This is a genomic window from Pseudomonas sp. SDO55104_S430 (assembly GCF_054070595.1).
Map to the genome: position 1 here is coordinate 1 of NZ_JBSVXG010000161.1, position 13,494 is coordinate 13,494.

The window sequence follows — 13,494 nt, forward strand, 5'->3', positions numbered from 1 at the left end:
GTGTCTGTAGGAGCGAGGCTTGCCCGCGAAGGGGCCAGACCAGTCAAAACTGCGCGTAAATCGAACACCCGCACCAAAACCCGCCATCTTTTGGCGCGTCGCTCACAGATAAATGGCCTCTTCAAAGGTCGGGTACAATCGCTGCCATGACCACCCGTCACCCCGTGCCTTGGGTGACACTCTTCCCGGGTTGCCCGCAGCCCTGTTCCCACAAGTGATACCGATCTGCTCACACCCCTCGCAGAAGGTCACTTTCCAGCATTGATAGCACTTATATCCCTTACTCGCCGCGAGTCATATTCAGACACGTGCGACGTCGTTTTCAGGAGTTATTGAATGCCTATTCAATTTTAGGCATGGCAATTGCTCTGTCATTACAAAGCCCGTCTCCCTCGCGAGAACGATGGCAATAAAAAGAGCCTGCGCCTGAGGCCATCATTTGCTTGTGTGAGGAGATACCGCGATGACGTCGTTCAACTCCGGGGCCCAACCCCAGAACCGTGCGCCTCAATCCATCGGCTTTCTGCTGCTGGACAATTTCACGCTGATTTCCCTGGCTTCCGCAGTCGAACCGCTGCGCATGGCCAACCAGTTGTCCGGTCGCGAGTTGTATCGCTGGACCACCCTCACAGTCGACGGCGGCCAGGTCTGGGCCAGTGACGGCCTGCAAATCACCCCCGATGCCTCGATGCACAAAGCCCCGCCGATGGACACCGTGATCGTCTGCGGCGGTATCGGTATCCAGCGCACTGTTACCCGCGAACACGTGTCATGGCTGCAAAGCCAGGCGCGCCAGTCCCGTCGCCTGGGCGCGGTCTGCACCGGCAGCTGGGCCCTGGCCTGCGCCGGCCTGCTCGACGGTTTCGATTGCAGCGTGCACTGGGAATGTCTGGCGGCGATGCAGGAAGCGTTTCCACGGGTGGCCATGAGTACCCGTCTGTTCACCCTCGACCGTAACCGTTTCACCAGCTCCGGCGGTACCGCGCCGCTGGACATGATGCTGCACCTGATCAGCCGCGATCACGGCCGTGAACTGTCCGCTGCGATCTCGGAGATGTTCGTCTACGAGCGCATCCGCAACGAACAGGATCACCAGCGCGTACCGCTCAAGCACATGCTGGGCACCAATCAGCCGAAGCTGCAGGAAATCGTCGCGCTGATGGAGGCCAACCTCGAAGAGCCGATCGACCTGGATGAACTGGCGGTGTACGTCTCGGTGTCCCGTCGTCAGCTCGAGCGCCTGTTCCAGAAATACCTGCACTGCTCGCCGTCGCGTTACTACCTCAAGTTGCGCCTGATTCGCGCGCGGCAGCTGCTCAAGCAGACGCCGATGTCGATCATCGAAGTGGCGTCGGTCTGCGGTTTCGTCTCCACGCCGCACTTCTCCAAGTGCTACCGCGAATACTTCGGCATTCCGCCGCGTGACGAGCGCGTAGGCTCCAACACAACGCAGCAAGTGGCGATGATGCCGCTGCCGCAGGCTCTGGTGCTGTCGCCGTTGTCCGGGCCTTTGTCGGCGCTGAGCCAGGCGCGCAATGAGTCGACGTTTGCCAGCGTAAGGCTGTAAACCCAGACGTCTTCATCGCGGGCAAGCCCGCTCCCACAGGGTTCTCGGTTGGATTGCAAATGTGTGATCCAACCGAAATCCTTGTGGGAGCGGGCTTGCCCGCGATTGTTTTTAGCGGCCGGAATGACTCTGCTGGTACTCGGCCAATGCCGGCAGCAACTGCTTGTCGATGGCCTGGCGCACGGCCGGCAGGATGGTGGCGCTGCTGGTGTACATCTGCTTGACCATGGTGCGCAGCACGATGGCCCGCTCGTTGTTCAAACCGCGTACCGCGTACTCACAGGCCTGCTCGGCGGTCGCACCGTTCGGCACTTGAAAGCCCAATGCAATCAGGTGGCCCAAGAGGTCTTCCTGGTCTATCAAATCGGCGTGCATCATGGCGCTAATCCTTCTTCTGGGAACGGGTCTGGCTCGATTCTGGTAGTGGCATGCAGTGGCATCAAGGGCGATTTGTCGCAATGTCATAACTGACTATGAGCACGTCGTTTTCGGGCATCTTTGCGGCAAAAGGAGTGGGCACACTGGACTCAGCTCGCTTCACGAAGGTTTGGTCACCCTAGCGCGGCAGCTCCTCAACAGTACCCTCTGCCTCGGTCATGTCACGGCTTGATCGGGGCTTTTTTTTGTCTGTGAATCCTGGAATTTATGGTGCTTGTCCAGACGCCTTCGCGGGCAAGCCTCGCTCCTACAGGGGCGGGGGGTGGTCACAGATTTTGTGTACGACGCCAAACCTGTGGGAGCGAGGCTTGCCCGCGAAGAACGATGACGCGGTCTACCGCTGCAACACCAGAATCCGCGACAACAACTCATCCCGGTCGATGTAGCAGCCCTGAAAATGCCGCGCCCCGGTCGCCGGATCGAAGGCGTTACGGGCATGCAGGGTACGGCGGTTATCGAAGCACCACAGCTCTCCCGGATTGAGCCTCTGCATCACACGGAAGCGATCCTCGCGGGTCATGGCGATGAAGCGGCGATAGGCGCGATAGAGCTTGGGCATCTGCTCCACCGAGGCATCGAACGGGCCGCGCAGGAAGTTTGCCATGCGGATTTCCGACACTTGTCCCAGGGCATCCAGGGCGATGATCGGCGCGAGGCAACGATAGTCGCTGTGGCGGTCCTTGTTGCGGAACTCCACGGGAATCTCGCACAGGCTTTTGAACGACTCCGGGTCTTCCCGGCGCAAGGCGTCGGCGATGGCAAAACCGTCGACGAAAATGCTCTCGCCACCCTCGGCGTCATTGACCAGGCAATGCAGGAATTGCAGACCCGGTTGCAGTTCGCGGGTCGGCAGGTCGGTGTGCAGTGGCAGGTTGAAAGCGGTGTAGGCGTTGCTGTCCGCATCGGCCTTGGATTGCACGTTGAACAGCACGCCGAAATTGCTCTCGCGGATGAACGAAATGCGTTGGGCGATCAGCTTCAGCGAGCCGGGCACGGTGGGCACGCCGCGCACCTGGGAAAGCCCGGTATCGCGCACGGCCAGCAGCCATTGCAGCAGGACATCGTTGTCGGTCATCAGCGCCTGGTATTCGAACACCGGCAGCGTCAGGTCGCTGTGCCACAGTTTCGCCCTGGGCTTGCCGGCCAGGCGCTTGGCGCGGGATTCGTCGTCATAGGCGTGGGCCCGCAGCCAGCCGGGGTCGAAGCGGCTGAGGTGGCCGTCCTGCCACTGGATGCTCAGGCAGCCTTCACCGTCGACGCTGCATTGTTCCGGCAGCAGGTTGTCCGGAACGTCGACGATTTCCAGCACCTGCTCGCGGGTCACGGTGTAGACGCATTGCGGGCACGGGCAGTTGTCCCGCAGCCATTGATGGTGGAAGGGGCTGACCCGTTGGTCGGCCCACTTCACCAGAACACGATCCGCCATCGCCTGCACGCCTGTCAGCGCGCTGATCAACGGATACGTACGAAAATCGGCTAAAGCGGCGGCGGTGTTCATGCAATCTCCTTGTTATTTTTTTGGGGGTAATGCGATCACTCGTCCAACGTACGCGGGGGCCGGCAGATCGGCCTGATCGGCGACAATGGCTTGCAGTTTGCCCAGGGTCAATTCGCTGAACGGCGTGGAGCGCGGGCCGGCGAGATCGACGTGCGTCAGCATCTGCTCGTTGCCCGACAGCTCCTTGTCGTCGCCCACCAGATGCAGGCTGTGATAGAGGTGCAAGCGCTTGGCGTCATGGCCGATGATCTGCGTGCGCACTTCGACATCGGCGTCGAGCTTCACTTCGTGCAGGTAGTTGAGGTGCAGCTCCAGGGTGAACAGCGAGTTACCGCTGGCTTCGCGGTTGTTGCTGTCCATGCCCAGACGATCCATCAGCGCGTCGGTGGCGTAGCTGAAAATCAGCAGGTAGAAGGCGTCGCGCAGGTGGCCGTTGTAGTCGACCCAGTCGGGGATGATGCGGGTTTGGTAGGTGGTGAGAGCGGGCATGTTTCAGGTTCCGATATGAGTGGTGGCTGAGCTGCCGTCTTCGCGACGGTGCGACGATTCGACAAGCCCGCTCCCACATTGGAATGCATACTCCTGTGGGAGTGGGCTTGCTCGCGAAGAGGCCGGGCCTGCTGTCTGATTACTCGCTGAACGCCATCCCATGCTTCTCTTTAGTGGCCTTCACCGCATCCAGCACCGCCATCAGGCAATCATCACGATAGCGCTCCAGCGCCGAAATGCTGTGTTTGCCCAGCTGATCACTGGTGCCGTCCACCACATCGTCGATCAGCTTGTCAGTCAGCTCAGGAGCCGGCAGGTAAGTCCACGGCAGCTGCAGGGCCGGGCCGAACTGGGCCATGAAGTGACGCATGCCCGCGTCGCCACCGGCCAGGGTGTAGGTCAGGAAGGTGCCCATGAATGACCAGCGCAGACCGGCGCCGAAACGGATCGCGTCATCGATTTCGCCGGTGGTCGCCACACCGTCGTTGACCAGGTGCAGTGCCTCACGCCACAGCGCTTCGAGCAGGCGGTCGGCGATGAAGCCCGGGACTTCCTTGCGCACATGCAGCGGGCGCATCCCCAGGGATTCGTAGACTTGCATCGCCGCCTGCACGGCTTCGGGCGCGGTGTTCTTGCCGCCGACCACTTCCACCAGCGGCAACAGGTAAACCGGGTTGAACGGGTGGCCGACCACGCAGCGTTCCGGGTGGGTGGCGCTCTCGTAGAACTCGCTTGGCAAAAGGCCCGAGGTGCTGGAGCCGATCAGGGCGTTGGGCTTGGCCGCGGCGCTGATTTTGCTGTGCAGGTCCAGTTTCAGCTCAAGGCGCTCGGGGGCGCTTTCCTGGATGAAATCGGCATCGCGCACGCACTCTTCGATGGTGGCGACAAAGCGCAGGCGATCCTGCGAGGCGCCAGGCGCCAGACCCTTTTTCTCCAGCGCACCCCAGGCGTTGGCCACGCGTTTGCGCAGCGCCGCCTCGGCACCGGGCGCCGGGTCCCAGGCCACTACATCCAGACCATGGGCGAGGGCGCGCGCAACCCAGCCGCTGCCGATGACACCGCTGCCCAGGGCGGCGAAGGTTTTGATTTCAGTGATAAAGCTCATGTTGGCGTCCTGGTGAGTTCGATGATCCCTGTAGGAGCGAAGCTTGCTCGCGAAGGCGGTGTCTCAGCCGCAGAGGATCTGGCGAATGTGCCGACCTCTTCGCGGGCAAGCCTCGCTCCTACAGTGGAGAGGGAATGGGGTTAACCGCGCTGTTTCAGGCCCATCTTCTTGCGCCCCTCGGCCGGGGTCAGGACCCGGGCGCCGAGGCGGCTGAGGATTTCGCCGGCGCGTTCGACCAGTTGGCCGTTGGTCGCCAGTACGCCCTTGTCCAGCCACAGGTTGTCTTCCAGGCCGACCCGCACGTTGCCGCCCAGCAGCACCGCTTGCGCCGCCATCGGCATCTGCATGCGACCGATGCCGAAGCCGGCCCAGACCGCGTCGGCCGGTAGGTTGTCGACCATGGCCTTCATGGTGGTGGTGTCAGCCGGCGCGCCCCACGGGATGCCCAGGCACAGCTGGAACAGCGGGTTGTCGAGCAGGCCTTCCTTCATCATCTGCTTGGCGAACCACAGGTGGCCGGTGTCGAAGATTTCAAGCTCGGCTTTCACGCCCAGCTCTTGAATGCGTTTGGCGCCGGCACGCAGCTGCGCCGGAGTGGAGACGTAAATGGTGTCGCCGTCGCCGAAGTTCAGGGTGCCGCAATCGAGGGTGCAGATTTCCGGCAGCAGTGCCTCGACGTGGGCCAGACGGGTCAACGGGCCGACCAGGTCGGTGTTCGGGCCGAATTCCATCGGATTCTCGCCGGCACCGATTTCCAGGTCGCCGCCCATGCCGGCGGTGAGGTTGACGATGATGTCGACGTCAGCCTCGCGGATGCGCTCCATCACTTCGCGGTACAGCGCCACGTCACGGCTGAACTTGCCGGTTTGCGGATCGCGAACGTGGCAATGAACCACGGTGGCGCCGGCCTTCGCGGCTTCCACGGCGGCAGCGGCGATCTGTTTCGGGGTGACCGGCACGTGTGGGCTCTTGGCGGTCGTGTCGCCAGCACCGGTGAGTGCGCAGGTGATGATGACGTCGTGGTTCATGTTCGTGGTTCCTTACAGGCGTGTGCGGTTTGGGTGAAAAGCCGGGCGTAGCGGTGCCGTTCGCAGCCCGCTGGGGCTGCGAATCGGTGGTTCGATGAATGGGATTATTTACTGGTCAGTTGCAGATTTTCAGCGGCCGGTTTGCCGTCGAAAGTGGTCACGCCTTCAAGCCAGCGCTTCTTGTCTTCGGGGTGATCCTTGAGCCATTGCTTGGCCGATTCGAAGGCGTCCTTGTGATCGAGCAGCGGCTGCATCATCCGGCTCTCGTCTTCGGCGGTGAAGGTCAGGTTGGTCAGCAGGCGACCGATGTTCGGGCACTGTTCGGCGTATTTCGGCGCAGTGACAGTCCACACGGTGGCCATGCCTTCGTTCGGGCCCAGGGCGTCATCGCTGCCGGTCAGATAAGTCATCTGCACGTTGACGTTCATCGGGTGCGGCGCCCAGCCGAAGAACACCACGGCTTCCTTGCGGCGCACGGCGCGATCGACGGCGGCGAGCATGCCGGCCTCGCTGGATTCGACCAGCTGGAACTTGCCCAGGCCGAACTGGTTCTTGGCGATCATCGCCTTGATCTGGGTGTTGGCGCCCGAGCCTGGCTCGATGCCGTAGATCTTGCCGCCCAGTTCTTTCTCGAACTTGGCGATGTCAGCGAAGGTCTTCAGGCCCTTGTCGGCCAGGTAAGTCGGCACGGCGAGGGTGGCGCGAGCGTCTTTCAGGCTCGGCGCTTCAAGCACCGTGACCTGATTGGCGTCGACGAACGGAGTGATGGTCTGGGTCATCAGCGGGTTCCAATAGCCCAGGAACAGGTCCAGGCGCTGATCACGGATGCCGGCGAAGATGATTTGCTGGGAAGCACTGGTCTGTTTGGTGTTGTAGCCGAGGCCGTCGAGCAATACCTGGGTCATGGCGCTGGTGGCGATCACGTCGGTCCAGTTCACCACGCCCATGCGCACGTTCTGGCAAGAGGCGGGTTCGGCGGCCATGACGTTGGCGCTCAGCAAAGCGGTACCACTGAGTGCAAGAACACAGCTGCTGATCAGTCGTTTCATTCTCGGGTTCCTCGGCAGTTTCGTTATTGTGGGTCCGGTCGTCTTTGTGCGCCGGTGATGTCACGTTACGCAGCTAATCGGCCATAAAAGCGCACTGCGGCGACCAGCACTTGCACTGCAGCGACCTGTCCTCTTGAATGGCGTTTGCAAGTGGCGTATCAACGTCCTTACGCTCCCGCCGTCTCGCTACCTCCACTCGAGTGCGCGCCATGTCTCAGGATTTCTATTTCTTGTTGATGCCGGGTTTCTCGGCCATTGGATTCATCTCGGCCATCGAGCCGCTGCGGGTCGCCAATCGCTTTCGCGGCGAGCTCTATCGCTGGCATGTATTGAGCGCCGATGGCGGGGCGGTGCTGGCCAGTAACGGCATGTCGGTCAACGCCGATGCAGCGCTGGAGCCATTGAAGAAGGGCGCGACTTTATGGGTGGTCGCCGGCTTCGAACCGCTGAAGTTCGTCACCCCGGCGCTGGAACACTGGCTGCGCCGTCTGGATAACGAAGGCGTGACCTTGGGTGGCATCGACACCGGCAGTGTCGTCCTCGCCGAGGCGGGTTTGATGGAGGGTCATCGCCTGACCCTGCACTGGGAAGCCATCGATGCCTTCAAGGAGTCCTATCCGCAGCTTAGCGTCACCCAGGAGCTGTTCGAGATCGACCGCCGGCGTATCACCTCCGCTGGCGGCACCGCTTCCATCGACCTGATGCTCGATCTGATCGGCCAGGCCCACGGCCCGGACCTGGCGATCCAGGTCAGCGAACAATTCGTACTCGGCCGCATCCGCCCGCGCAAAGACCACCAGCGCATGGAAGTCGCCACGCGATATGGCATCAGCAACAAGAAATTGGTGCATGTGATTGGCGAGATGGAGCAGCACAGTGAGCCGCCGCTGAGCACCCTGGAATTGGCGGAATCGATCAAAGTCACCCGACGGCAGCTCGAGCGTTTGTTCCGTCTGCACCTCAACGACACGCCGAGCAACTTCTACCTGCGCTTGCGGCTTGAAAAGGCCCGGCAATTGTTGCGACAGACGGACATGAGCGTGCTTGAAGTGAGCATTGCGTGCGGGTTCGAATCACCGTCGTATTTCACCCGCAGTTACCGGGCGAAATACGAGCGTTGTCCGCGGGAAGACAGGCGAACCGCGAAAGCCTGATTCACCTGTAGGAGCGAGGCTTGCCCGCGAAGAGGCCAGCACATCCAAAATTAATGTCGCTGGGTACACCGCCTTCGCGGGCAAGCCTCGCTCCTACAGGTATTGTTTACTTCTTCATCAACGCCGAGCAGGCGGTCTTGTAAGCCTCATGCTGATACTTGTTCAGTGTCTCCGGCAGCTCAAAACCATGCTTCTTCGCCTGCGCATTGATGGTCTGCGGCGACAACAGCGTCACCTCGCAATTCTCCAACAACTGAAAAACCCCTTCGATCTTGAACGTCGTCGGCCCACCGGCGAATTCACCCTTCTTGCTGCGCTTCTTGATCGCCATTCGATCTATCGAATTCTCGCGAACAAACGAAGCAACCTGCGCCGCGAAAACCTTCACGTTCGCAGCTTCGTCGTCATCGTCCAGGGCGATTTTCTTGGTAGCCAGCGCGACATGGCTCAGCGTCTGGCCTTCAAGCATGGCCACGGCGATGATCGCTTCGCTGCCTTTGATTTCGATGCCGCAGATTTTCATGTAGATCCCTTTCACCAATGGTTGTGCGCAGCTTACAGCTCTAGCTGATTGGCCGTGATGCCAAATGCCGCGGCAATCTTTTCGCGAGTCGCCTTGCGCGGCTTCGCCACGGTCTCCTGCTGGGCAAAAGCGGGTTGGGAGATGCCCATGCGTTTGGCCACTTCATCCTGCGTAAGGTTCAGGTGTTCGCGCCAGGCACGGATCGGGGTTGCGCCGTCGACAAGGCGGCAGACGACTTCGTGAGGGATCATCATGTTTTTCATCCTTTGTTTTTATTCCTGCCCAATCGACTCCAAAAACTCCGACCGATCATCACTCATCCGCGCCACGCAATCATTCTGGGCAATGGTGAAGGCCTTGCTGCCTGCCGTAGCCGGGAAGGCTTCGATGGCGCAGTCGGCGTCGCGGGTTTTTTGCCATTGCTGGTGGGCGGCTTTGATTTTGGCGGTGATGTCGGCCAGTTGCGCCGGGTTCTTGCCGTAGAGCGACTGCATGCGCTCGTTCAGGCTTTTGGTGTTTTCGTTCAGCAGGTCTTCAGCGGTGCTTTTGCTGAACGCCGAGCATTCCAGGGTCTGGACGTCGTTTTCGACTTTGTCGCAGGGGTTGTCGTCGGCTTCTTCCGCAGCCGTTACGCCCGTCGCAATCAGTGCCAAAGCCAGCAAGATCGATTTCATTCAAGTCGCCCTACATCAAGAGATGCGGGGAATTCTGGCCCATGCGGGCGACCTTGAACAGGTCGCGAATCGCTCTTGGCGACGACCCTTTGTCGCGGATTGACGCTTTCGGCAATTCGTCTGTCGTTTTTGCACCCGGCTGCCAAGGCACCGAGGCATATGCTGGCTCCAAAGCGCCGGCAGACGATTCGGCGCATGAATCGCCAATAAGGGGACAGCCTGATGAGCCCAGCCGAACTGCACGCCGACAGCATCGTTATCGACGGGCTGATTATTGCCAAGTGGAACCGTGAGCTTTTCGAAGACATGCGCAAGGGCGGTTTGACCGCGGCCAACTGCACCGTGTCGGTGTGGGAGGGCTTCCAGGCCACCGTCAACAACATCGCCGCCAGCCAGAAACTGATCCGCGAAAACAGCGACCTGGTGATTCCGGTACGCACCACCGCCGACATCCGCAAAGCGAAAGAGCAGGGCAAGACCGGCATCCTCTTCGGCTTCCAGAACGCTCACGCTTTCGAAGACCAGATCAGCTATGTCGAGATCTTCAAGCAGCTGGGCGTGGGCATCGTGCAGATGTGCTACAACACCCAGAATCTGGTCGGCACCGGCTGCTACGAGCGCGATGGCGGCCTGTCGGGCTTCGGTCGTGAAATCGTTGCCGAGATGAACCGTGTCGGCGTGATGTGCGACCTGTCCCACGTCGGCTCCAAGACCTCCGAAGAAGTCATCCTCGAATCCAAAAAGCCGGTCTGCTACTCCCACTGCCTGCCGTCGGGCCTGAAGGTTCACCCGCGCAACAAGTCCGATGAAGAACTCAAGTTCATCGCCGACCACGGTGGTTTCGTCGGCGTGACCATGTTCGCGCCGTTCCTGGCCAAGGGCATCGATTCGACCATCGACGACTACGCCGAAGCGATCGAATACACCATGAACATCGTTGGCGAAGACGCCATCGGTATCGGCACCGACTTCACCCAGGGGCACGGCCAGGACTTCTTCGAATACCTGACCCACGACAAGGGCTACGCCCGCCGTCTGACCAGCTTCGGCAAGATCATCAACCCGCTGGGCATTCGCACCGTCGGCGAGTTCCCGAACCTGACCGAAACCCTGCTCAAGCGCGGCCATTCCGAACGCGTGGTGCGCAAGATCATGGGCGAAAACTGGGTCAACGTCCTGAAAGACGTCTGGGGCGAGTAAGCCGCAGCACTTCTGAATCCTTTCCCCCTGCCATTCGAGCAGGGGGCAACACCAAAATTCTTCTGGAGTTAAGTTTCCATGGCCAAGATCGCCCCGCAATTGCCTATCGAAGTCGACAGTGAGACCGGTATCTGGACCTCCGACGCCCTGCCGATGCTGTACGTGCCGCGTCATTTCTTCGTCAACAACCACATGGGCATCGAGGAAGTGCTGGGCGCCGAAGCCTATGCCGAGATCCTCTACAAGGCCGGCTACAAGTCCGCCTGGCACTGGTGTGAAAAAGAAGCCGAATGCCACGGCCTGGAAGGCGTCGCGGTGTTCGAGCACTACATGAAGCGCCTGTCGCAACGCGGCTGGGGCCTGTTCAAGATCCAGGACATTGACCTGGACAAAGGCACCGCCAGCGTCAAGCTCGAACACTCGGCATTCGTCTATGTGTACGGCAAGGTCGGACGCAAGGTCGACTACATGTTCACCGGCTGGTTTGCCGGTGCGATGGACCAGATCCTCGCCGCCCGTGGCAGCAAGATCCGCACCGTGGCCGAACAAGTCTACGGTGGCTCCGAAGAGGGCCACGAAGACGGCTTGTTCACCGTCAAGCCGTTGTAAGTCGAGGAACCCGCCATGGCTTTCGAAGCAATGTTCCAGCCGATCCAGATCGGCAAACTGACCATCCGTAACCGCGTGATCAGCACCGCACACGCCGAGGTCTATGCGACCGACGGCGGCATGACCACCGACCGGTACGTCAAGTATTACGAAGAGAAGGCCAAGGGCGGGATCGGCCTGGCGATCTGCGGCGGTTCGTCCGTGGTCGCCATCGACAGCCCGCAGGAATGGTGGAGCTCGGTGAACCTGTCCACCGACCGCATCATTCCGCACTTCCAGAATCTGGCCGACGCCATGCACAAGCACGGCGCCAAGATCATGATCCAGATTACCCACATGGGCCGTCGCTCGCGTTGGGACGGCTTCAACTGGCCGACCCTGATGTCGCCGTCGGGCATCCGTGAACCGGTGCACCGCGCTACCTGCAAAACCATCGAGCCTGAAGAAATCTGGCGGGTGATCGGCAACTACGCGCAAGCGGCACGTCGCGCCAAGGCCGGAGGCCTGGACGGCGTGGAACTGTCGGCCGTGCACCAGCACATGATCGACCAGTTCTGGAGCCCGCGGGTCAACAAGCGCACCGACGAATGGGGCGGCACCTTCGAAGGCCGCATGAAGTTCGGTCTGGAAGTATTGAAAGCCGTGCGCGCCGAGGTTGGTGACGATTTCTGCGTGGGCATGCGTTTGTGCGGTGACGAGTTCCACCCCGATGGTCTGTCTCATGAAGACATGAAGCAGATCGCCAAGTATTACGACGACACCGGCATGCTCGATTTCATCGGCGTCGTGGGTTCGGGCTGCGACACCCACAACACCCTGGCCAACGTGATCCCGAACATGAGTTATCCACCGGAGCCGTTCCTGCACCTGGCGGCCGGTATCAAGGAAGTGGTCAAGGTTCCGGTGCTGCACGCGCAGAACATCAAGGACCCGAACCAGGCCACCCGTATTCTGGAAGGCGGTTACGTCGACATGGTCGGCATGACTCGCGCTCACATCGCCGACCCGCACCTGATCGCCAAGATCAAGATGGGCCAGGTCGACCAGATCAAGCAATGCGTCGGTGCCAACTACTGCATCGACCGTCAGTATCAGGGCCTGGATGTGCTGTGCATCCAGAACGCGGCGACCTCCCGTGAATACATGGGCGTTCCGCACATCATCGAAAAAACCACCGGCAAGAAACGCAAGGTGGTGGTGGTCGGCGCCGGCCCTGCGGGGATGGAAGCCGCCCGTGTTGCCGCCGAGCGTGGCCACGACGTGACCCTGTTCGAGAAGAAGGAATTCATCGGCGGACAGATCACCACGGCCTCGAAAGCGCCGCAGCGTGACCAGATCGCCGGTATCACCCGCTGGTATCAGCTGGAATTGGCGCGCCTGAAAGTCGACCTGCGCCTGGGCACCGCGGCGGATGCGCCGACCATCATGGACTTGCGTCCGGATGTGGTGGTGCTGGCCGTTGGCGGTCACCCGTTCATCGAGCAGAACGAGCACTGGGGCGCGGCTGAAGGCCTGGTGGTCAGCAGCTGGGACGTGCTCGACGGCAAGGTCGCACCGGGCAAGAACGTGCTGGTCTACGACACCATCTGCGAGTTCACCGGCATGTCCACCGCCGACTTCATCGCCGACAAAGGCAGCCAGGTCGAGATCGTCACCGACGACATCAAACCGGGCGTGGCAATCGGCGGTACGTCGTTCCCGACCTACTACCGCAGCATGTACCCGAAAGAAGTGATCATGACCGGCGACATGATGCTGGAGAAGGTCTACCGCGAAGGCGACAAGCTGGTGGCGGTGCTGGAAAACGAATACACCGGCGCCAAAGAGGAGCGGGTGGTGGACCAGGTGGTCATCGAAAACGGCGTGCGCCCGGACGAGGAAATCTACTACGCGATGAAGGAAGGTTCGCGCAACAAGGGCCAGATCGACGTCGAAGCCCTGTTCGCGATCAAGCCTCAGCCATGCCTGGAGCAGGACGGCGACGGTTACCTGCTGTTCCGCATCGGCGACTGCGTGGCCCAGCGTAACGTGCATGCGGCTATCTATGACGCGCTGCGCCTTTGCAAGGATTTCTAACGACTTGTGGATGAACCTGTAGGAGCGAGGCTTGCCCGCGAAGGCGGACTGACATTCAACATCGGTGTCGGCTGATCTATCGCC

Annotated in this window: 13 protein-coding genes and 1 pseudogene; 5 read left to right on the forward strand and 9 right to left on the reverse strand. The window is 60.9% G+C overall.

The features are described from left to right. Positions 1-463 precede the first annotated feature (463 nt). Positions 464-1,567, forward strand: a complete 1,104-nt coding sequence (gbdR, locus tag ACW9JE_RS22450) for a choline metabolism transcriptional regulator GbdR (protein ID WP_110965267.1) — start codon at positions 464-466, stop codon at positions 1,565-1,567. Between the two features lie 111 nt (positions 1,568-1,678). Here gbdR and ACW9JE_RS22455 read toward each other — a convergent pair whose 3' ends face one another. The 6 genes from ACW9JE_RS22455 to ACW9JE_RS22480 all read right to left on the reverse strand — a co-directional run bounded on the left by ACW9JE_RS22455 (position 1,679) and on the right by ACW9JE_RS22480 (position 7,174). Beyond that, on the reverse strand, positions 1,679-1,945 hold the full coding sequence (locus tag ACW9JE_RS22455; protein WP_457433977.1) for a hypothetical protein: 267 nt from the start codon (positions 1,943-1,945) through the stop codon (positions 1,679-1,681). Between the two features lie 394 nt (positions 1,946-2,339). Then, positions 2,340-3,503, reverse strand: a complete 1,164-nt coding sequence (locus ACW9JE_RS22460) for a gamma-butyrobetaine dioxygenase (RefSeq protein WP_457433978.1) — start codon at positions 3,501-3,503, stop codon at positions 2,340-2,342. A 12-nt stretch (positions 3,504-3,515) separates the two neighbouring features. After that, positions 3,516-3,992, reverse strand: a complete 477-nt coding sequence (locus tag ACW9JE_RS22465; protein WP_457433979.1) for a thioesterase family protein — start codon at positions 3,990-3,992, stop codon at positions 3,516-3,518. A gap of 139 nt (positions 3,993-4,131) precedes the next feature. Continuing rightward, positions 4,132-5,097, reverse strand: coding sequence for an L-carnitine dehydrogenase (locus tag ACW9JE_RS22470; RefSeq protein WP_175376602.1), 966 nt, complete (start codon positions 5,095-5,097; stop codon positions 4,132-4,134). 140 nt (positions 5,098-5,237) lie between these two features. Continuing rightward, positions 5,238-6,125 carry a BKACE family enzyme gene (locus ACW9JE_RS22475; RefSeq protein WP_224542075.1) on the reverse strand — a complete coding sequence of 296 codons (888 nt, stop codon included), beginning with the start codon at positions 6,123-6,125 and terminating at the stop codon, positions 5,238-5,240. A 104-nt stretch (positions 6,126-6,229) separates the two neighbouring features. Then, positions 6,230-7,174 (reverse strand): choline ABC transporter substrate-binding protein, encoded by a 945-nt coding sequence (locus tag ACW9JE_RS22480; protein ID WP_457433980.1) that lies wholly within the window; start codon positions 7,172-7,174, stop codon positions 6,230-6,232. Between the two features lie 209 nt (positions 7,175-7,383). Here ACW9JE_RS22480 and ACW9JE_RS22485 point away from each other — a divergent pair, with 209 nt between their 5' ends. Beyond that, positions 7,384-8,328 (forward strand): GlxA family transcriptional regulator, encoded by a 945-nt coding sequence (locus ACW9JE_RS22485; protein WP_457433981.1) that lies wholly within the window; start codon positions 7,384-7,386, stop codon positions 8,326-8,328. A 106-nt stretch (positions 8,329-8,434) separates the two neighbouring features. Here ACW9JE_RS22485 and ACW9JE_RS22490 read toward each other — a convergent pair whose 3' ends face one another. From ACW9JE_RS22490 to ACW9JE_RS22500, 3 genes and pseudogenes are all read right to left on the reverse strand, one after another. After that, the gene (locus ACW9JE_RS22490; protein ID WP_457433982.1) at positions 8,435-8,851 is read right to left on the reverse strand and encodes a DUF3010 family protein; all 417 of its coding nucleotides are present in this window, start codon (positions 8,849-8,851) and stop codon (positions 8,435-8,437) included. A 32-nt stretch (positions 8,852-8,883) separates the two neighbouring features. After that, positions 8,884-9,102, reverse strand: a pseudogene (locus ACW9JE_RS22495) (helix-turn-helix domain-containing protein); the annotation flags it as partial. A 21-nt stretch (positions 9,103-9,123) separates the two neighbouring features. After that, positions 9,124-9,525 carry a lysozyme inhibitor LprI family protein gene (locus tag ACW9JE_RS22500; RefSeq protein WP_175376595.1) on the reverse strand — a complete coding sequence of 134 codons (402 nt, stop codon included), beginning with the start codon at positions 9,523-9,525 and terminating at the stop codon, positions 9,124-9,126. A gap of 222 nt (positions 9,526-9,747) precedes the next feature. Between ACW9JE_RS22500 and ACW9JE_RS22505 the strand changes: the two genes are divergently transcribed. From ACW9JE_RS22505 to dgcA, 3 genes are all read left to right on the forward strand, one after another. Beyond that, positions 9,748-10,725, forward strand: a complete 978-nt coding sequence (locus ACW9JE_RS22505) for a dipeptidase (RefSeq protein WP_175376594.1) — start codon at positions 9,748-9,750, stop codon at positions 10,723-10,725. Between the two features lie 78 nt (positions 10,726-10,803). Beyond that, positions 10,804-11,334: a DUF5943 domain-containing protein gene (locus ACW9JE_RS22510; protein WP_056726569.1), complete on the forward strand. Its 531-nt coding sequence runs from the start codon at positions 10,804-10,806 to the stop codon at positions 11,332-11,334. A gap of 15 nt (positions 11,335-11,349) precedes the next feature. Further along, the gene (dgcA, locus tag ACW9JE_RS22515; protein WP_224539309.1) at positions 11,350-13,410 is read left to right on the forward strand and encodes a dimethylglycine demethylation protein DgcA; all 2,061 of its coding nucleotides are present in this window, start codon (positions 11,350-11,352) and stop codon (positions 13,408-13,410) included. The last annotated feature ends 84 nt before the right edge of the window (positions 13,411-13,494 follow it).